The organism is Pseudomonas sp. S07E 245 (genome assembly GCF_019599025.1).
Classification (GTDB): domain Bacteria; phylum Pseudomonadota; class Gammaproteobacteria; order Pseudomonadales; family Pseudomonadaceae; genus Aquipseudomonas; species Aquipseudomonas shirazensis.
Map to the genome: position 1 here is coordinate 2023986 of NZ_CP080625.1, position 19912 is coordinate 2043897.

General features: G+C 59.9%; 14 protein-coding genes, 1 pseudogene and 1 riboswitch. Of the genes and pseudogenes, 8 read left to right on the forward strand and 7 right to left on the reverse strand.

Annotation, left to right across the window (positions count from 1 at the left end; genetic code table 11):
• Position 1: 1 nt before the first annotated feature.
• Positions 2 to 117, reverse strand: a riboswitch (TPP riboswitch).
• 130 nt (positions 118 to 247) lie between these two features.
• Together K3F44_RS09230 and K3F44_RS09235 are read left to right on the forward strand one after the other, a co-directional pair.
• A complete protein-coding gene (locus tag K3F44_RS09230; RefSeq protein ID WP_220633862.1) occupies positions 248 to 787 on the forward strand; it encodes a WYL domain-containing protein in 540 nt (179 codons plus the stop codon).
• A 283-nt stretch (positions 788 to 1070) separates the two neighbouring features.
• Entirely contained in the window at positions 1071 to 3023 is a 1953-nt protein-coding gene (locus K3F44_RS09235; RefSeq protein ID WP_220633863.1) for an alkyl/aryl-sulfatase, read from the forward strand.
• Here K3F44_RS09235 and K3F44_RS09240 read toward each other — a convergent pair.
• From K3F44_RS09240 to codB, 4 genes are all read right to left on the reverse strand, one after another.
• Complete coding sequence (locus tag K3F44_RS09240) at positions 3020 to 3760, reverse strand: hypothetical protein (RefSeq protein ID WP_150568923.1); 741 nt, start codon at positions 3758 to 3760, stop codon at positions 3020 to 3022. The genes K3F44_RS09235 and K3F44_RS09240 overlap by 4 nt on opposite strands.
• A gap of 143 nt (positions 3761 to 3903) precedes the next feature.
• Positions 3904 to 5145 carry a cytosine deaminase gene (gene codA / locus K3F44_RS09245; RefSeq protein ID WP_220633864.1) on the reverse strand — a complete coding sequence of 414 codons (1242 nt, stop codon included), beginning with the start codon at positions 5143 to 5145 and terminating at the stop codon, positions 3904 to 3906.
• Positions 5146 to 5149: 4 nt separating this feature from the next.
• Complete coding sequence (locus K3F44_RS09250) at positions 5150 to 6364, reverse strand: PucR family transcriptional regulator (RefSeq protein ID WP_220633865.1); 1215 nt, start codon at positions 6362 to 6364, stop codon at positions 5150 to 5152.
• The gene (codB, locus tag K3F44_RS09255; RefSeq protein WP_220633866.1) at positions 6361 to 7620 is read right to left on the reverse strand and encodes a cytosine permease; all 1260 of its coding nucleotides are present in this window, start codon (positions 7618 to 7620) and stop codon (positions 6361 to 6363) included. Before codB ends, K3F44_RS09250 begins: the two co-directional genes overlap by 4 nt.
• A 413-nt stretch (positions 7621 to 8033) precedes the next feature.
• On the opposite strand from codB, the gene K3F44_RS09260 reads away from it, so the two are divergent.
• The 5 genes and pseudogenes from K3F44_RS09260 to K3F44_RS09280 all read left to right on the forward strand — a co-directional run bounded on the left by K3F44_RS09260 (position 8034) and on the right by K3F44_RS09280 (position 12881).
• Positions 8034 to 8747 carry a CPBP family intramembrane glutamic endopeptidase gene (locus tag K3F44_RS09260; RefSeq protein ID WP_220633867.1) on the forward strand — a complete coding sequence of 238 codons (714 nt, stop codon included), beginning with the start codon at positions 8034 to 8036 and terminating at the stop codon, positions 8745 to 8747.
• Between the two features lie 382 nt (positions 8748 to 9129).
• A complete protein-coding gene (locus K3F44_RS09265; RefSeq protein ID WP_101320380.1) occupies positions 9130 to 9336 on the forward strand; it encodes a DUF6434 domain-containing protein in 207 nt (68 codons plus the stop codon).
• A 60-nt stretch (positions 9337 to 9396) separates the two neighbouring features.
• Positions 9397 to 9534: pseudogene (locus tag K3F44_RS09270) on the forward strand (DUF2388 domain-containing protein); the annotation flags it as partial.
• 265 nt (positions 9535 to 9799) lie between these two features.
• Positions 9800 to 11845 (forward strand): TonB-dependent receptor domain-containing protein, encoded by a 2046-nt coding sequence (locus tag K3F44_RS09275; RefSeq protein ID WP_220633868.1) that lies wholly within the window; start codon positions 9800 to 9802, stop codon positions 11843 to 11845.
• Positions 11846 to 12188: 343 nt separating this feature from the next.
• Entirely contained in the window at positions 12189 to 12881 is a 693-nt protein-coding gene (locus K3F44_RS09280) for a YoaK family protein (RefSeq protein ID WP_101320384.1), read from the forward strand.
• Between the two features lie 957 nt (positions 12882 to 13838).
• Here K3F44_RS09280 and K3F44_RS09285 read toward each other — a convergent pair.
• The 3 genes from K3F44_RS09285 to K3F44_RS09295 form a co-directional block, all read right to left on the reverse strand.
• On the reverse strand, positions 13839 to 15200 hold the full coding sequence (locus K3F44_RS09285) for a CitMHS family transporter (protein WP_101320388.1): 1362 nt from the start codon (positions 15198 to 15200) through the stop codon (positions 13839 to 13841).
• A 76-nt stretch (positions 15201 to 15276) separates the two neighbouring features.
• Entirely contained in the window at positions 15277 to 15981 is a 705-nt protein-coding gene (locus K3F44_RS09290; RefSeq protein WP_101320390.1) for an RraA family protein, read from the reverse strand.
• Positions 15982 to 15993: 12 nt separating this feature from the next.
• Positions 15994 to 16920: an NAD(P)-dependent oxidoreductase gene (locus K3F44_RS09295; RefSeq protein WP_220633869.1), complete on the reverse strand. Its 927-nt coding sequence runs from the start codon at positions 16918 to 16920 to the stop codon at positions 15994 to 15996.
• Between the two features lie 170 nt (positions 16921 to 17090).
• On the opposite strand from K3F44_RS09295, the gene K3F44_RS09300 reads away from it, so the two are divergent.
• On the forward strand, positions 17091 to 19049 hold the full coding sequence (locus K3F44_RS09300) for a sigma 54-interacting transcriptional regulator (protein WP_220633870.1): 1959 nt from the start codon (positions 17091 to 17093) through the stop codon (positions 19047 to 19049).
• Positions 19050 to 19912: the final 863 nt, after the last annotated feature.

The following is a 19912-nucleotide window of genomic DNA, read 5'->3' on the forward strand; positions in this document are numbered from 1 at the left end:
GGCAGGTCGGCTGTCCCATCCCTTCGCCGGCATGATCCGGATCAGGTGCTAAGGGTCACCGCGCTGCATCTTGCCAGCGGTTTCTCAGCCCGTCTCCGGGCTCCCCTTGGTAGCGCTCAGGTATACCGCAGACGCAGGCCAGTTGTCACGGCACGTTGGCTGCAAGCCCAGCAAAAGGTATGCTAGGCGAACATAGCCAATTGCCACCACTAGAGCCGTGCAGTGATCGCGCGCCAAGGAACCCGCTTTGCCCAGCAACCCCACGCGCCAGACCATCGCCCGCCAGTGGCAGTTGCTCAAACTGCTGCCTGACCGCCACCCGGGCATGAGTTCCAATCAGTTGCAGCAGGCCCTACACCAGGTCGGCCATGGCACCAGCAAGCGCACGGTCGAGCGTGATTTGAACGAGCTGACCGAGCTGTTTCCGGTGCGCTGCAACAGCAAGGGCACTCCATATGGTTGGTACTGGCAGGCCGAGCTCAGCACCGAGCTGCTGCAGCAGCCGCAGCCCAGCGATCGTTGCATGGCGCAACCGATCACCTTGCGGGCCTGGGTGACGCCGGGGCTGGCGCGGCAGTTGGCAGCGCAGCCGCTGTCGGACGACATGTTGCTGGAGCCGCTTGCCGAAGGCGACGCCAGGTTGGTGGCCACGGTTGCCTATGACCAGGCCCTTTTGAGCTGGCTGCTGGCGCATGCCGGCTCGATCAAGGTGAGTGCCCCGGACAGCGTGCGTGAGGCTCTGCTCGAAAGGCTTCATCAAGCACTGCTGTTGCACGAAAGCGGCTAAGTCAGCGCTGCGAGTACGCTCGCAAGCATCCTGGATCTGCGATTAACGCGGCACAAATCATTGGCGCCAGCGCTAAACGTCACCGGAAACGGCGGCGAGTTAAGTCAACTTGATAGACTGACTTGTCGTCGGGGTTGGGTTTCCAGCGCTGAACAACACGGCGCATCGTTTTAGGGCTGCTCAGCAGCCCTAAAACTCACAGCCACAGCGTTACCACCTGCCCAAACCTCCTTGCCATAGGCTACTGTTCCCCCTTGCGCGTCGTTCAAGCCAAGGAATCCCTATGCCGCATCGCCTGTTACTGCCGCTATTGCTGCTGTGCCCGCTCGCCTCTGCCGCCGATGCACCGCAAAAAGACGCCACCAGCTTCACCCGCCAAAGCAATCAACAATGGTTGCAGCGCCTCCCCTTCAACGACCGCGCCGATTTCGACGCCGCTCAGCGCGGCTTGATCGAGCGCTTCGATGGCCGCATCGACAATGCCGACAGCCAACCGGTGTGGGACCTGCAGCGCTACGCCTTCATCAACGGTGAAGCGCCTGCCACCGTCAACCCAAGCCTGTGGCGCCAAGCCCAACTGAACGCCATCGCTGGCCTGTTCCAGGTCACCGAGGGCATCTATCAGGTACGTGGTCTGGACCTCGCCAACATGACCCTGGTCGAAGGCGACAGCGGCCTGATCGTGATCGACCCGCTGCATTCAGTAGAAACCGCCCGCGCTGCCATGGAGCTGTACTTCAAGCATCGCCCGCGCAAGCCTGTGCTGGCGGTGATCTACAGCAACCCGCAGGTGAGCAGCTATGGTGGCGTGCGCGGCGTCGTCGACCCCGCCGAGGTCAAGGCCGGCAGGGTTCAGGTGCTGGCACCGCGCGGTTTCTATGCGCAGGCCATCAGCGAGAACGTGCTGGCGGGCCCGGCGATGCAGCGCCGCGCCGAATACCTGTATGGCAACGCCCTGCCCCGCGGGCCTCGCGGCCAGGTCGATGCAGGCCTGGGCAAAGACATATCCAGCAACGCCACGATCAGCCTGATCGCCCCCACGCGGGAGATAAGCAAAGCGCTCGAGACCGTGCGCATCGATGGCATCGACATCGAATTCCAGCTCACCGCAGGCCAGGACGCGCCGGCACAGATGAACCTCTGGCTGCCGCGCTTCAAGGCGCTGGCCATGGGCGAGAACGTCGCCCACAGTCAACTGAGCCTGCTCGACCTGCGTGGCGCGCCGGTGCGCGATGCCAGAAGCTGGTCGCGCTACCTCGACCAGACCTTGGTGCGTTACGGTGAGCGGGCCGAGATCGTCCTCGGCCAGCATCACTGGCCAACCTGGAGCGGCGCGGCAGTGCGCGAGTACCTTGCCGACCAGCGTGACCTGTACGCCTATATCGATGGCCAGACGCTACGCCTGATCAATCAGGGCCTGACCCCGGACGCAATTGCCGCGCAACTCGCCACGCTGCCCCCGCGCCTGGCCAAGCGCTGGTACAGCCGCGATTACTACGGCTCGCTCAGCCTCAACGTGCGTGCGGTCTATCAACGCTACATGGGAAGCTACGACGGCAACCCCGCTACCCTCGACCCACTGCCACCGAGCGACACCGGCCGGCGCTATGTCGAAGCCATGGGCGGCGCCAACCAGGTGCTGAGCCTGGCGCGCAAGGCATTTGCTTCAGGTGATTACCGCTGGGTCGCCGAGCTGACTCGGCAATTGATCTACGCCCAGCCCGGTAACAGCGCAGCACGTCAGCTGCAGGCCGATGCGTTCGAGCAGCTCGGCTACCAGAGCGAGAACGCTACATGGCGCAATGCCTACCTGAGCGGCGCACAGGAGCTGCGCGACGGTGTTGCCGCAAGCCCAGCCCCCGGCAACGTCGATGACATGGTACGGGCCCTGGCAGCGCCACTGTTCTTCGATCTGCTCAGCGTGCGCCTCGATGCGCAAAAGGCAGCCGAGCAGGACCTGACCATCAACTGGCGCTTCACTGACCTGGGTGAAGATTATGCGCTGACCGTGCGCAACGGCGTGCTGACCCACCGCGACCGCACGCGCCACCGCCGTGCGGATGTCGAGGTCAGCATGAAAAAAGCCACACTCGATCGTATCGCCTTGAAGCAGACCGGCTTCGTCAAAGAGGTCACAGTGGGTGATATCAGCATCAGCGGCGAGCGGATCAAGTTCCTGCGCCTGATGTCCGGGCTGGAAGATCCGCAGGGGCGCTTCGAGCTGGTCGCGCCTTAAGCGCGGCGCTGGGCCGTAGCCTGCTGGCTGCGGCTCAGGCATGCGTAACCAAGGCCCAATACACCGATTGCCAGTGCACCGAGCAAGGCCAGCAGCAGCTGGCTGTAGCTGGCAATGGTGGCTGGCAGGCCGACGAACTCGCGGTAAGCGAGAATCTGCGCCTCGCCGTCAGCGTGGCGAATGCTCAGGCCGCCCTGTCGGATCTGCGAGTAGTCCGAATCGAAGTACACCCATACCTTGCAGTCTTCGCGCCCGCCGATGGTGGCGATGTCGATCAGGTTGGTGGCCGCCTGCGGGATGATGTCGTTGCCGTCATCGTCGCGCACCTGCACCAGGCCCTTGGCCGGCAAGCGAATCTGGACGTTCCTGAGTGGCGCTTCGCGGGTGTTCTTCAGCTCTATCACCAGGCCGGTACGATGGTCGACCAGGCCTGCCTCGAACGGCTTGGCAAACAACGCCAGATACGGCGCCTGGGCCGCGTCCACCAGCTTGTCGACCTGCTGATTGCTCAACTGGCCCTGGCTGATATCGCTCATCTGCCCGTGCAAGCGCTCGTAGCGCAGCATGTCGTTGGCCGTACTGATGCGTTCGCTGAACTGGCTTGGGTAGGTCAGGTAGGAATAGGTAAGCCGCGCTTCCAGGGCTGGGTCCTGCTTGAATGCCAGATACAGGCCGCCTGCACAGGCACCAGCGACCAGCAGGCCAACGAGGGCTTTACCGACTTTTTCCCAACTCACCTGGGCGTTTCCTTATTTCGCTGTAGGGGCGATGCAAAATCGCCGGCCAAGCGTGCCACTGATCGCGCTCAGGGGCAAATGCGAATTAGACCGATCGCCAGCCATCGCCCACGCAGATAAGCCTGCGCGGGCGATGGTCAGGATCAAGCCAGGCGCTGCACCTGGGCCGGGGTGCGGCGCATCAGCACTTTGCCATTGCGCACTGAAACCAGTGCGTAACCCTGGCTGCGGACCATCTCGTAATCATCCGGCGCCGACAGCACCAGCAGATTCGCTGGCCGTCCGACCTCCAGCCCATAGCGCTTGCCAAGATTGAGGGTGCGCGCGCTGTTGTCGGTGATCAGGTCGAGCGAGCGCTGCAGGTCTTCGTAGCCGAGCATGTGGCAGATGTGCAAGCCGGCCTCGAGAATGCGCAGAATGTTGCCATTGCCCAGCGGGTACCACGGGTCGACGATCGAGTCCTGGCCAAAGCACACGTTCATCCCGGCGCGGTCGATTTCGGCGACGCGGGTCAGGCCACGGCGTTTGGGGTAGGTGTCGAACCGGCCCTGCAGGTGGATGCTCTCGGTCGGACAGGAAACAAAGTTGATGCCCGACATTTTCAGCAAGCGGAACAGCTTCGAGCAGTAGGCGTTGTCATACGAACCCATTGCCGTGGTGTGGCTGGCGGTAACCCGCGCACCCATGCCGCGCACCCGCGCCTCCTCGGCCAGCACTTCAAGAAAGCGCGACTGCGGGTCGTCGGTCTCGTCACAATGTACATCCACCAGGCAACCGCTGCGCTCGGCCAGGTCCATCAGAAACTTGATCGACGACACGCCCTGATCACGGGTGTTCTCGAAGTGCGGGATACCGCCCACCACATCCGCGCCCATCGCCACCGCCTCGGTCATCAAGGCGCGACCATTGGCGTACGACTCGATGCCCTCCTGCGGAAACGCGACAATCTGCAGGTCGATCAGGTGGCGCACTTCTTCGCGCACTTCAATCATCGCCTTGAGTGCGGTCAGCTTGGGATCGGTGACGTCGACATGGGTACGCACATGCTGGATGCCGTGATCGACCAGCATGCCGATGGTCTTGCTGGCGCGGGTCTTGGTGTCTTCATGGGTATTGAGCTCTTTGCGCTCGGCCCAGCGCTCGATGCCCTCGAACAAGGTACCGCTCATGTTCCAGTTGGGCTCGCCAGCGGTGAGGGTGGCATCGAGGTGAATATGCGGCTCGATAAAGGGCGGCACCACTAGGTTGTGCTCCGCGTCGATATCACTGGCGTTATTCAGCGCCAGCGGCCCGCTCTGCGCCTGGATCGCAGCGATGCAATCGCCTTCGAGTTCGATGCGAAACAGCCCGTCCTTGCCACGCAGGCGTGCATTGATGATGTTCATGGTTCTACTCCTTGCCCTGGGCTGCGGTCATGCGCCATATGAGCATAGCGACCGCAGCATTCATACGAAAAAGCGGATCATCGAGTGATTGTCCGCTCAGTTGTTCGATTCTGCCGATGCGTTGATTGATGGTGTTGCGGTGCAGGCCCAAGCGCGCGGCGGCCTGCAAGGCGTTGCCGTTGGCGCCCAGCAGGGCATCGAGGGTGTGCAACAACGCATGGGGATGCTTGCGCCCGGTTTCGATCAGGCGACCGAGGGTTTGGCTGACGAAGCTGTCGATCAGGCCGCGGTCGCTGATCCCCTGCAACAGGCGCAGCACGCCCAGCTCGCTGAAGTCGCACAGGCCGCTGGCCGGGCGCAGGTGCTGGGCGACGTCGAGCGCCTGACGGGCTTCGTTGAGTGCCTGGCGATAGTGCGCGCAATCCTCGGCCAGGCAGGACATGCCCAGATATACCCCGGTGTCACCGGCAATAACCCGCAATTGCTGATGCAACTGCGCCAGCCCACCGCGCAGGTTCGGCACGTCAGGCAGCAATAGCACGAACAGATCGCCCGGCAACTGTGCCGTGACAGCGCCAGGCTGGGTGCGACACCATGCTTGCAGGCAGTCTTCCAGCGCTTGCTGGCTGGCCTGCCAGAGGCGCTCGGCTTGCTCCGGAGCATGCTGTTCGAATACCTCATCGCCTGCCAGCCGCAGCGCCACCAGCCGCCGCGGCTCGTCCAGCGCCAGCTGCAAGTGCGCGGCGCGTTGCCGGGCGATGGCCAGGCTTGGATAATCGCCGGTCAGCAATTGCCCGATGATGTCATCCCGCGAGCGGCGCGCTTGCGCCATCTGCACCAGCGCCGTACCGATCAAATGGGTCACCACCACCATCTTCAGCGCGTAGGGCTGCTCGATCAAGCTCAGGCCCAGTTGCTCGGCGCGTTCGATCACCTTCGGTGGAATCTGCTGAATGAAGCTGCCACCAGTGAGGATCACCAGACCGGCGATGCCCACCGCGTCGCCATCCTCGACCAGGCTCAGCAGATTGGCCTCGCCGCGCGGGTGATTGATGCCCGTAACGAACACCAGTTCACCGCCCATCACCCATTCGGCAATACCCTCGTTCTCGGCCACGTAGGGCCAGCGCACCCGCCGCTGCAGGTTGCGTTGGCCGGCGCGCACGGTCATCTGTGCAAGCCCGGGCAGGCGCAGAATTTCTTCCAATGCCAGGCTCACGGCTCGACCTGCGCCAGCACCCGCCGCCGACCGCTCAGCTCAAGCAGGACGATATAGCACAGCGCCGAAGCGCCAATTCCCACCAGCGGCGCGACCCACGGCGAGCTGTAGGCCAACAGCGCACCGACGGCGTAGGCAGTCAGCCCCTTGAGGTTGTAGCGTGGCAACTGAACCGAGGCCAGCGCCGGGTACTTGCCGCGGTGGCGGTACCAGAAATCAGCCATGATCACCCCGCCGACCGGCGGAATGATCGAACCCAGCAGCACCAGAAACGGGATCAGCAGCTCGTACATGCCGCCAATCGCCAAGAGGATGCCCAGCCCCGCCGCGACCAGAGTTGCCGTGCGCCGGCGTTCGCTGCGCAGGAGATGGCAGGCCGCTGCCGAGACGTTGTAGATGGTCGGCCCCTGGATGGTCCACAGGTTGAGGCAGAGCATGATCACTGCAGCGAACGACAAGCCCTGCAGGATCATCACCTCGACGATATCGGCCTGCTGATAGACCATCGCGCACCATGCTCCCGCCACCACCATCAAGCCATTGCCGAGCAGAAAACTGACCACACTGGCGGTCACCGCGACCCGCCCGCTGCGCGACAGGCGCGTCCAGTTGGTGGCTTGAGTCGCACCGCTGGCGAAGGTGCCAAAGACCATGGTCACCGCCGCTGAAAACGTCATCGCCTCGTGCGGCACCACCGCAGCCAGGCCAGCAAAACCACCGGCGTCGCCGGTAGCGATGTACATCGACACCAGCAACAGCACGAACATCAACGGCACCGACACCCGCGACAGCAGGTCCAGGCCCTTGAAGCCAATGATCGCGGTAATGCTGAAACCAAGACCGAACAGCACCATCAGCGGCACAGTGAAGCCCTCAGCCAGGCCCAGGATTTTCACCAGCACGATCGCCACCGTCGCGGTGCCCCAGGCGTACCAGCCCAGCTCGGCGAAACCCAGCAGGAAGTCCGATAGCCGGCTGCCCGCCTCGCCAAAGCAAAAGCGCCCCATCAATACCGTGTTGAGCCCGCTGCGCGAGGCGATGAACGCCAGGCTCGCGGCGTACAACGCCAGCAGTGAGTTGCCGATGGTGGCGATCCACAGCATGTCGACGAAATTGAACGCCATGCCCAGCTTGCCGCCGGCGAACATGGTGCCGGTGAAGAAGGTGAAACTAAACAAAACCATGGCGATCGGCAGCAGGCCCTTGCGGGCTGACTGCGGGGCTTCGGATAACGGGAATTCGCTGGGCGCGCTCATCGATGCTGCTCCGGGTAGTGGATGGAGCAGCTAGAGCAATATGCGGGCCGCTTCGAAGGGGCCGCTGATCTCGCAAAAAGCGTGCGTCTGCCACAATGATCACTGTGCAGTCAGCACACTTTCTTCAACATGACGGCCTCAGGCGTGTGCTTTATGACTCATCCCAAGGCAACCCTGCACCATTCAGGCGCATTGCTATGGGAAGTTGGGAAACGAGCGTTGTGCTGTCCAGCCACTACGAGATGATCTGGAATCAGCAGACCACCAGTGTCAGCAAGCTGGTTTCCGGGGCCTGAGTATTAGCCACGCTGGCACCGCCCTGGGTAAATATTGTTTATCTACGATCGTCGATTGTCAGGCGATAGCGGCAACGGCATGATGCCCGCCGAATTGCTCAAACAAGGAACGTCCCCGTGCAAACCTCAGCATCATCGCTGCCCTCAGCGGTAGCCCCTGCGCCGTCACGCTATAACGTCTTCAAGCGTCTTGGCATGCTGGCCCTGGCGCTCATCATTTACCTCGCCGCAAGCGTGCTGGTTGTCCTGCCCGACCCGTCCGCGCCCCTCACCAGCCAGAAGCTGATCAACTCGGTAGGCTATGCCGCGATCGGCCTGTTGGTGCTGCTGTGTTTGCAGTACCGCAAGCAAGGCCTCAGGCAGGTGATCCTCGGCCAGCACTGGCGGCGCCCGTTGCTGTTCGGTCTGATCGCCATGGTCGGGACCTACACGCTGTGCGCGCTGCTGATGCACCTTTTGCAGATACCCCGCGAAAGCTTCATGGTGCACTTCTACGACGGCCTAGGCCCGGCCCAGATCGCCCTGCTCTGCCTGACCTTGGTGCTGTTCCCGCCGGTCGCCGAAGAGCTAATGTTCAGGCACTACGTGATGCGCGTGTTTCCGCTGGACAGTGGCCGCTTCTGGCAGTGGACCGCGATCGTGGTCAGCACGTTGGTGTTTGCTGCGCTGCACAACCAGTACGACAACCTGATCACCTTGGTAACGCTGGTTGCCGTCGGTTTGATCCTCGCCATCGCACGTATAGCCAGCGGCGGTTTGCTGGTGCCGGTGTTACTGCATGCCTCGGCGGAGGTGGTGGCGATTTCGATCAATTATCTGCAGATGGATTGACCGCCGGCTGATCGCGCCAGGAAGTCTGAACGTTGAACATATTCGCCGCTTTGGCAGGAAACGGCTCTATGTAAATGGCGGCCAGTCCCACATGCTTGATGGCCTGGCCGCCGAGGCGCGCTTTCACTCGGCACCAGGCGGAATGCCATCCTTGTTCTTGTCCTTGAGCCGAGCCTTTTCCTCTTCGGTGGAATGAGCCGGCACCTGGCTGTCTTTCTGGTCGTCTTTTGGATCGGTCATCGCAGTTTCCTCAGTGTGTGGTCGTTGGGCAGTCCACGTGCCGAGCAGTTCAGATTGAGCAGCCCAGCCAACTCAATCCATGGACAACGCCACGCCCTTCAGTGCTAACCTGCCGCTTCAAGTCGCCATCACCGGATCAGCCATGAGCTTAAACTGGCACTCAGGACCAATCACCCGCGCCACCCCATTGGACGCTCAGTACCGTAACACCCAGAAGGTCCGCCAATTCCTGATTGCCGAATGCGGCGAAGCCTTCAAATTCGACCGTACGTTCATGGCCTGGATCAAGAGCGGCGCGCCAGCAACCATGGGCGATGTCGCCGACGAGTGGTTGCGTACCCATGCCTGAAGCCAGCCGGCCATAAGGCTGACTGAGCACAACTGCAACATCTCGCCTTCTTCTATCGTTGCCCTCACCTTTATCGGTTCTGACAGCACCATCTGCGGCGCGCAATTTGAACAAGCATCACGCTATTATCGCTCGACACACAGCGAGCCGATGATGTCCGACATGCAGCTTGCCCAGGTGATCGCCACCTCACTGTGAGATCGAGCACGGCGCTCATTGCGCCTGCTGTAACGTTACCGTGCTGCCGCCAAGCCCACCGCCGAGTGGGCTTTTTTACGTCTGAATGAAGCTCCGATCACGCCTTCGGCGAGCAAGAAGCATCAACGTGCTCAGTAAAGTATTTGTCAGTTTTGTGTAAACAAAATTGGGCAATTACTTTTAAATGGTTCTCATTTGCGATACCGTCCGACCCCGATTGCATTCTGCCTCTTGAATCCAACCGATCGACAAGGACTGTTCCACGATGCCACGCCCACCGTTCTGCCGTGCCCTGCTCACCCTGGCGCTGATCGCCGCAAGCCCTGTTCAGGCCGAAGAAACCCTCGAGCTAGAGCCGCTGCCTGCCACTGAACTGCAAGCTTCGTTCGTCACCGCTAGCGGCGGCGGCACTGATGTGCGCGATGCCCCGGCCAGCGTCAGTGTCATCACCCGCGAAGAGATCGAACGCCAGCCGGTGTACGACCTCAACACCCTGCTGCGGCGTATCCCCGGTGTGACCGGCGGCTTTGGCCCGGTGGGCGAGCAATCGAAGATCAAGCTGCGCGGCCTGGACGACAAGTACACGCTGATTCTGGTGGACGGCAAACGCATCGGCAGCTCCGCCGACACCAACTACCGCCGCGACCTGGGCCGCCAGGACATTAACTGGATCTCACCGAACATGATCGAGCGGATCGAGATCGTGCGCGGGCCGATGTCGTCGCTGTACGGCTCGGACGCCATGGGCGGCGTCATCAACATCATCACCCGCAAGGTTTCCCGTGAGTGGAGCGGCTCGCTCCACGCCAACACAACCATCCCGGATGACTCCGACCGCGGCCAGACCAACCAGACCAGCGTCAACCTGTCCGGCCCGATCACCGAATCGCTAGGCCTGCGCCTGGGCGCCAACCTCACCCGGCGGGCGGCCGACGAAGTCGAACCGCGGGTCGATACCCTCGGCGACTTCGTCTACAACGACGGCGCTGGCGGGGCCAAGGACCACAGCGTCAACGCCCTGCTCAACTGGCAAGTCAACGACAACCACCAGCTGTCATTCGAAGCCACCCAAGGCGTGGAGCGCTCCTGGTCGTCGAAAAAGACCTTCGGCGACTGGGACGAAACCATTGGTGAAGGCTTTGGTGCTGCCCGCCTGACCCGAGACAGCTTCATCATCTCGCACAACGCGGACTGGGGCTTTGGCACCTCGCGGATCGACGCCTACCTGAACAAATTCAAGAACGACATCAGCTGGGGCAAGGCCAGCTCCGAGGAAAAGATCGTCGAAGGCAGCCTCAACATCCCGTTCGATCTGCTGATCAACCAGCGCCTCACCGTTGGCGGGCAATGGAAGCGCGAGCAACTGACCAACACCGACACGCTGGGTACCGTCCCCGTCGATTATCAGGGCAAGCCAGTCAGCGGTGCGGACCTTGAGGGCGACTACTCGGCGCTGTTCATCGAAGACGAACTGTTCCTGCTCGACAACCTCTCGCTGACCTTGGGCAACCGCTTCGACCACAGTGACGAATATGGCAACCACAACAGCCCGCGCGCCTACCTTGTCTACCACCCGCACCCGGACTGGACAGTTCGCGGCGGCGTGTCGCGAGGTTTCCGTGCGCCAAGCCTGAAAGAAGGCAGCGCCGGTGCGGCAACCAACTCCGGCGGTCGCGGCTGCACGTCGCTGCGGCCGCTGGGGTACGTCACCGGCGAATGCTGGATGGCCGGCAATCCAAACCTGCGCCCGGAAATCAGCACCAACAAAGAAATCGGCGTGTCCTTTGACCACGGCGGTTGGGAAGCAGGCCTCACCTACTTCCACACCGACTTCAAGGACAAGATCGAATACGCCCCGCTGGGCAACTTCCAGGGCCGCTGGTGGACCATGCTGGAGAACGCCGACAAAGCCCGCACCCGCGGCTGGGAAGGCAGTAGCAAAGTCCCCCTGTGGGAAAATGCCAGCTGGCGCACCAACGCCACCTACATGCTCGAAAGCCGCAACCTGTCGACCGGCCGCGACCTGATCAGCGCGCCAAAACTGTCGCTGTTCAGCGCCATCGACTGGCAGATCAGCGATCGCCTCGGCACCGAGCTGTCGGCGCAGCATGTGGGCAAGCAGCGCGGTTTGGGCACTGACTTCGTCAAGTCGTACACCACCTATGACTTGAGCGCCAACTGGGCGGCGACCAACTGGCTGTCACTCAATGCCGGCGTGCAGAACCTGCTCGATGAAGATCCGCGGGATGAGTCGACCAGCTTTTACGTGCCGGGTCGGGCGTACTTTGTCGGGATTACGACTTTCTTCTGAAGCATGCCTGCTTTCAAACAGGTGGGTGGCAGCTATACGCGGGTTGACAGACCGAGGATGAGGGAACTCGGCGCACACGAGGTGCCCCACGTACAGCCGCCATAAGCGAGCACGTGATTCAATCATCAGTACAGCCTGTCAAAGCCGGTCGCAGCATTTGCGGCGACGGCATGAGGCTAGATGCGCTGAGGTTGGCCTGTAAGAGCTTAAAGGCGCTGGGAATATGTTTGGGAAATGAACTACAGGGAAGCAGGAAAATCAGCCTTTGGACATGATTTGACGCGGCCTGAAACAGGTTTTATTGTCCGGTAATACGTTGTTTCCAAAAGCCTCTGAGGCACTGATGCTCCCTGACTCAGCATTCTATACAGCACGCGGAAGACGCATAGCTCGGCTGCGTGGCAAAGTTGGGCTGTGCATGGTCGCAGCACTCTCCTTCCTCGCCGGCATGACTGACGCAGTCGGGTTCACCGCAACAGGTGATTTCGTATCCTTCATGAGCGGCAATACCACCCGCCTTGCGGTTTCAATTGGTGAGCGGGACTACAGCTCCATCCTCACCATCAGCACTCTGATCGGCGCGTTCATCGCTGGCAATGCCATCGGCGTGATCGTCACGCGCCTGGTCGGCCGCCGCTCCTGGCCGTTGCTGCTCTGCGTAGGCGCCCTGCTCTGCCTGGCGGGTTCGACCCCTATACCGCTGTTCTCGCTGGTGTGCACTGTCATAGCCATGGGCATGATCAATGCCGTGGTCGAGGAAGTGAATGGTTTGCCGATCGGGCTGACTTACGTCACCGGCGCCCTGTCACGCTTCGGCCGCGGGCTTGGCCGGTGGTTGATGGGTGAGCGCAAGCCGGGCTGGCGGGTGCAGCTTGTGCCTTGGATGGGAATGCTGCTGGGAGCAGTTGCCGGCGCGCTGCTGCAGGGGTATCTCGGGATCACAGCTTTTGTAATCAACGGGCTTCTGGTGTTTGCACTCGCCGCGTCCTCGCTAGCCATCCCACGTCGCTGGCAGCGGAACTACATGCCCAGGTAGCTCCAGAGTTTCAACAAGACGATGTTTAACCCGCGGCCTCTACGCCCTATGGCGGGACACGCATCAGAACAGAATGCAGCCCATCACAATTTAGAATTGCTAGGGACACCTGACTCGTTTAATGCTTCCACTATTGAGGCTATAGGAGGAAGCCACATACAGCGTTACCACCTGAGCTCTCTCAGCGAGGAAGCCTTCGCACCTAAAGCCGCATGAAACGTTTGTCGTGAAACAAATGTTCTCATTCCTTACCTTGTAGAGATCACGCGGCCAAGAGCGGCAGTCGTCCTTGCCTCCGAGCGGACATGACATCTGTTCAATTTCGCCAGCAGCCACGATCTCAGAGCCGGGAAGCTGCCTCATGTCCCCGAAAGCAAAGACTTGAGCGCTTGCGAGGCTGATCAACAGCGAAGCGCAAAAGCGGATGAAAGATATGGAGTGTCGTTTTTGAATTTGCTCATCAACTTTTGTCATGAAGCTCAGCCGGCCAAGCGCTCATGAACCACATGATTCCTGGAATCATCACGTAGACCCAATACGTGCTTGGGTAAATGCAGATACCGACAGCCCAGACGGCAAGCAACGTTCCGCCCGCTCCCCGACGTCGCCGCGGCGTAAACCACTCCTGAAACGCTTTATGCCTCTCCCGCCAGCCCATGACCACTCTCCTTGTTTGGTAAGCGGAAGGATATCATCCCTCAAGTGATGAGTGCCTCCCCCGCACAGGCGGCGCCTGCATGCCCGCCAGAAGGTGATGACCATGTACGCTTTGGGCCACATTAACCCAGAGGGCACTGCCGCTGTGCATGGTCGCAGCGCTCTCGTTCCTCATTACCGGTGCACTGCTGCAGGGCTATCTCGGTATCACCGCTTTTGTGATCAAAAGGTTGTAGGCCAGTCATCGCGGCATAACCACAGCGATGACTGGCTGCACCCAGCACTTGGCTGGCAGGCTGATTAGCCCACGGGCAACTCTCCCGTCACGATCGCGGTAACGATAAAGATGCCGAACAGCGGCAGCGACCATTTGAAGAACTCTTTCTGGTATTGCCCGAACGTCATCTCGGTCCGGTTCATCAGCAGGAACAACCAGGCTACCGTAGGGCTGGCATAACGCAGCGCCTGCCCCATGAACGAGGCAACACCAATTTCAGTAGGAGTGATGCCGAACTGGTAGGCAATCGGCGCTACTACCGGCAGGATGCCGAAATAATAGGCGTCCACCGGCAATGCGTAGCAGGCGATCGCCCCCAGGAAGGCGAACATCAGGGCGGTATGACTGCCCATTGATTCGGGGATCAGACCCGCGATGCTTTGCGCGACCGCAGCAGCCATGCCACTGCCGTTGAAGATGCCGAGAAAACAGCCTGCCGCCATGATGATCGACGCAACTGCGATGGCATCGCCACCGTTGGCAGTGATACGGTCACGTTGCTCGGTGGCGCTGTAGTTCACCGCCAGAGCGATGGCGGTGCCGAGCATGAATACGATTGCCCCACTCGCCCAGCCTGCCAGCAGGGTGACCAGCATGCCGATGGTCAGGGCCAGGTTGAACAGAAACAGTTTAGGCCGCTTGAACTCACGGTCGTTCTCCTCGATCACCGTGACCATTTCCTCAATCTGCTGCGGCGTGACGATGGCCCGCTCGCCCGGTATGAAACCTAGCCGAATGCGCTCCTTGCGCCCCATCAGATAGGCCATGAAAAACACATAAATGAATGACACGCCAAGGATCGGCAAAATTGCCACGAACAGCGTGTTCACCTCCACGTTGAGCACTGCGGCAGCACGCGCCAACGGCCCGCCCCAGGGCAGGCAGTTGCCAAGTCCGCAAGGGAGAATGATGAGCATGGCCAAGTTCGACAACTTCAAGCCCATTTGTCTGTAAAGCGGCAGGAAGGCGCTGGTGATGATCAAGATGGTAGTGGTGCCATCACCATCGAGGGTTACCACGGAAGAAGTGAAAGCCGTGACCAGGATGATCTTCAATGGATCGCCATTGGCCTTGCGGATCAGGTATGTGCATAACGGATCGAACAGACCCACATTCATCATCAGGCTGAAGTAAAGAACTGCGAACAGGATCATCACCGTCGGGTTGACGGTCCCCAGCGACACCTTGCCTTCTGCGTTGACGGTGTAAAACAGGCCTTCCCTTACCCAGGTGACTAGCGTATCGAACGGCACACCGGAGGCCATGCACGCCAGCGCACCGACAATAAGCGAAACGACGATCAGCCCGGTGAATGGGGAAAGCTTTTGCTTGATAACGAGGATCAGGAACGAAACGATCAACAAATAGCCGAGAGCGGTAAGCATTCGGGCATCTCCCAATTTTATTCTTATAGTGCGGAAACGGTGTATCAGTAGAGCCTCTTGGACTCCCTTGAATGCATCAGCGCCCGATCAGCAGTTCAGTCACCCAGGCCGGCGCGAGCTCTGGCAGCGGCTGACCGTTAGCCCTACGACGGGCGTAATCATCGATGACCTCGCGCCGCTTGGCCTCATAAGCATCCTTTTTCTCCGAAGCCTGCAAGACTTCGAGCAGGCGTCCACGAGGAACGACAGTGACACCGTCGTAATCGCCGAAGACCAAGTCGCCTGGAGTGACCTCTATCCCGGCACAGTGCACTGGTGCGTTGATCTTGCCGGGGCCCTGCTTGGCCGGGCTACGTTGCATGAATCCCTTGGCGTAGACCGGAATGTCCAGCTCAGCCAGCGGCACTTTGTCACGTACGCAGCCATCGATCACCAGACCGCTGAGGCCAACTGCCTGGGCAGCGCCAGCCATCAGATCACCGATGTAGGCACGACCGCGATAGCCCTTGCCAGCCACCACCAGCACGTACCCTGGCCGGCCTTGGTAAATGGCAACATGGATAGGGAAATTGTCACCGTCTTCGGTATCCACCGTGTAGGCGGTGCCGAGCATGATCTTGCTTTCATCAAGCGGCATCAGATCGCTGTCCATGCAGCCATTACGTGCAATACCAAGGCTTTGCATGCCATCGCAAAGCTGGGCGGGGCTGAGTTTGCGAAAGCGCTCGAGGATGTCCTGCGGGATGGGTTCAGGCAGAGCAAAATACTGTTCAGTGTTCATGATCGACAATCCTCAAGAGTGGCGGGCGAGATGGGCAATGGCGTCGCGATAATTCATGTCGCTGCCACTCGGCCCTAGCAGGCTGGCCCAGTCGCTCAGAGCAAGCTTCTGTAGTTGACCGCGGGTGGCCGTGGACATGGTGGAATCGACACCGGCCGCTTCGAGCGTCGCCACTACATCGTCGAGTTCAGCACCGCGGCGCTTCGCATGGATCAAGGTCCGAGCGGTGAAGGTATTGGCGAGTTGCTCTACCGTTTTGCCGTTCAGTGAGTCAGCCAAGGATTCGACCAAGGTATCAAGCACGCCGAAACGCTCGGCCGCCAGGAAGGATTCCAGAAACAGTTGCGGCAAGCCTTTCATCACCACGCTTTTGAGCATCTTGATGGCCGAAGCAGAGCCGGGCTCGGCGTCCAGCACAGTCAGCCGCATACCGTGCGGCGTGAAAGCCTGCTCAAACGCCTGGGCGGCGCTCCCGGCCAGCAGCATCGGGACACGGTGGGCGTTACCCGGTACGGTACCCATCACCGCGACGTCGCAGAAGTCAACGCCGGCAGCCCGCGGTAATCGATCGATAGCCTGTTTGACAGTGGGGGCTGCCGAGTTCATATCGATGTAGTGCTGCCCGCTCTGGAGCAGCGGCATGATCCGCTCGGCCAGTGCAAGGGCGCTGCTGGCGCTGGTCAAACATGCGATGAAGCGCGCTTCTCGGCAGGCCTCTTCCAGGGTGTCATACAGCGTCACCTGCGCCTGCTCGGCACGTTGTTGAATCAGCGGGCCAGCCTTTGGGTCGTCTCTATAGGCGTCATATGCGCCTATACGCATTCCCCCTTGCTGCCCCAGGCCGCTGGCCAGGTGGAATGCGGCTTCGCCGAAACCGATAAAGATCAGGTCCATGAACACATTGCCTCTTATTGGATTTATTTTCTTGAGGTAGAGCAAGGCATGTGCCACGCGCGGCGACGTCGGCTTCACATAAAATAAAATCTTTTAAGATCAGTTAATTAGCGCATGCTCGATCACCTGACCTTTGCCAGGAGGCAACAGAGGGATAACCTTCTCATTGCAGTTAATTTCATTTCCTGAACAACAATGAAATATAAGGAAACCGCATGAAACACGAGGTCTACTTGGCTGAGCAGCGGATTCCTACAAACGGAATCGCCGTCATCACCCCGTCCACCACCATGACCCGGGTAATGAACAGCATCCTGCGAGCGCGCCAGCTTTCGCTGCCCGTTGTGGAGGCGGCCCAGACCGATGCGATCAAGACTGCTCGGCAGCTGATTGAGGAAGGTGCTGAGGTGCTGATCAGTCGAGGCAAGACCGCAAGCATGCTTCGCGAACACTTTCGCGTGCCGGTCGTGGAGGTCAGGCATACCTTTTTCGATTGCATCAATGCTTATGAAAAGGCTTCACGCCTGTCATCGAAAATTGCCTTTTTGGCCACCTCAGAGGGCTACGCAAGAATCCTGGAAAAGTCCCGTCCATTCTTGCCCGATGCTTCAATCTGCTTTATCGACCCTCTGAGCAGCTTGCAAAACACCGACTCGGTACTCGACAACCTGCAGACGCAGGGTATCGAAGTAGCCATAGGTGGACTGTCACTCGAGGAACCGGTGAAATCGCGGGGCATGCACTATGTCATGTCCGATACCGACAGTGACGCAGCAGCAGAAGCGATCGACGAGGCCTTGCACCTTTTGCAGGTGCAGGAGGAAAGAAGACAGCAGCGACAGGAACTGCAACACCGATACGAGATGATCCAGTCAATTCTGGATTGCGTGTCTGAAGGCATCTTCAGCGTCGATGGTTCGGGAGTGGTAACCAGGATGAATAATGTCGCCCGAACCTACTTGAGTGCAGTCAGCTGCGGAGACGCCGTTACCCAACTACCGCTAAGCAATTACTTCACTCAGGCGCTCCGCCATGGCAAACCAGTGCGTGGCGCGTTGATCGACATAGGCCGACTTTCGCTGACACTGAGCATTGCCCCCATCGTGCTTGAGGGAGAGATAATCGGCGCCGTCGCCACCCTGCAAAACCAGACGGATATCAAAGCGATCGAGCAAAAGATGCGTCGCGCGTTGGCAGGCCGCCACCTGGCCGAAAGCAGCTTCGACGACATCATCGGCAACAGCGCCGCCTTGCTGAAAGCCAAGGCCCTGGCTGCGACCTTTGCAGGAGTGGACAGCACCCTGATGATTGAAGGTGAAACCGGCACCGGCAAAGAGTTGTTCGCTCAGAGTATCCACAATGCCTCACCACGCCGCAGCGGTCCCTTCGTAGCCATCAACTGTGCAGCCTTCGCGCCCAGCGTCCTGGAGAGCGAGTTATTCGGCTACGTGAAGGGCGCATTCACTGGAGCGGCGGCGGAGGGCCGGGCAGGAGTGTTCGAGCTCGCCCATACCGGCACTCTGTTTCTAGACGAAATCAGCGAAACCTCTACGGACATTCAGTTAAAGCTACTTCGAACTCTGCAGGAGCGGAAAGTGATCCGTTTGGGGGACGACAAGGTCACGCCGGTGGATATCCGTATTATCACCGCGAGCAACAAACCGCTGCCGGCGTTGATTGCCCAAGGGCTGTTCCGTGAGGACTTCTACTACCGGATCTGCGTGTTGAGGCTCAGGTTGCCTCCTCTGCGCGAGCGTCGAGAGGACATCCCTGCCCTAGCCCGCCACATTCTCAAAGGTAGCGCCAGCGACCTACTGAAAACGACGCCGAAGCTTATCGCCAGGCTTTGCGATCACCACTGGCCAGGTAATGTACGACAGCTAGGCAACATCGTCGAACGCCTTAGCGTGATGAGTAAGTGCAGCACGTTGCTTCCGGACTGGCTGGACGAGGCGCTTGACGATCTTTCGCCGGCAGCCATCAATCCTGCTGGTGAAAGTGCGTCAAAGCTGCCGAACGAGCGAGACATTTTATTCGCCGCACTGACCAATGCTGGCGGCAATCGAAGAATCGCAGCCGAGCACCTGGGCATCAGCACCACCACGCTGTGGCGCAGGATGAAGAAATTCCTCGATCAGGATCCAGGCTGCTTCGATGCAGCCCGATACTCCTGATGCTTCCTGCATTGGGAGCGAATTCGGCGGATCAATCTAAATCACCCGCAGGACGTTAACCTTGAACACACTCCTGTAGCCACTGACAAACGCAAGCCATTCGGCGTCCGTCCAGTTGGACCTGCGCTTGACCTGCCGCAAGTCATGACGGCTTGCGGTCATTGCGGTGAAGCGTTTACCGCTGCGGCTGTGGAGCTGGCCAGCATGGAGTCAGCCCTCCTCCACCAGTATCGCTGACCATCAGTCTTTGAAATGCAAAAAGCCCAGCGCGGTGCTGGGCTCTGTCGACTTAATCCAAAGGATCAGATGATCACTTAAGCCCCAATACGGAGATTATTCCCAGGGATGCTTTTGATATATGTAACGTTTTACAGTGGGTGAACCTGACAAATCCGGCGGTCCTTGCCTATTCACGCTCCGAAAGGGCGGATTCTGTACGTAACGGGCGCGATCCTCTGAACGATTTTTATCGGCTTGATCTTGTTGATCACCTTGATAGTTATCTTTATCAGCCGGCATGCTTACCAGCCTATCACTATCGATCCCATATCTATCTCTGGACATACGCACCTCTCAACGCTCAGAAATTCTGAGCTAAATCGAGTATGCGCCTATTCAAAATATGGAATTTTTCTATTAGACCGCCGGGCCAACTGAAAGCGGAAGGTATGGTCTGTCGCACATCCAGCGTGGATGAAAGGCCAGTATCGCGCCACTACAACGCGGTCGTAGCGTTGTGCCTCGCAATGAACCGCCGCGGTCCGTTGCCGGAAAGGCCATGGACTGGGGCAATTCAGGGGATAAGGAATGCCTGCAAATCCCGACAAACAATTTGCCCCTACATCATCGTTCACCACCCTTTA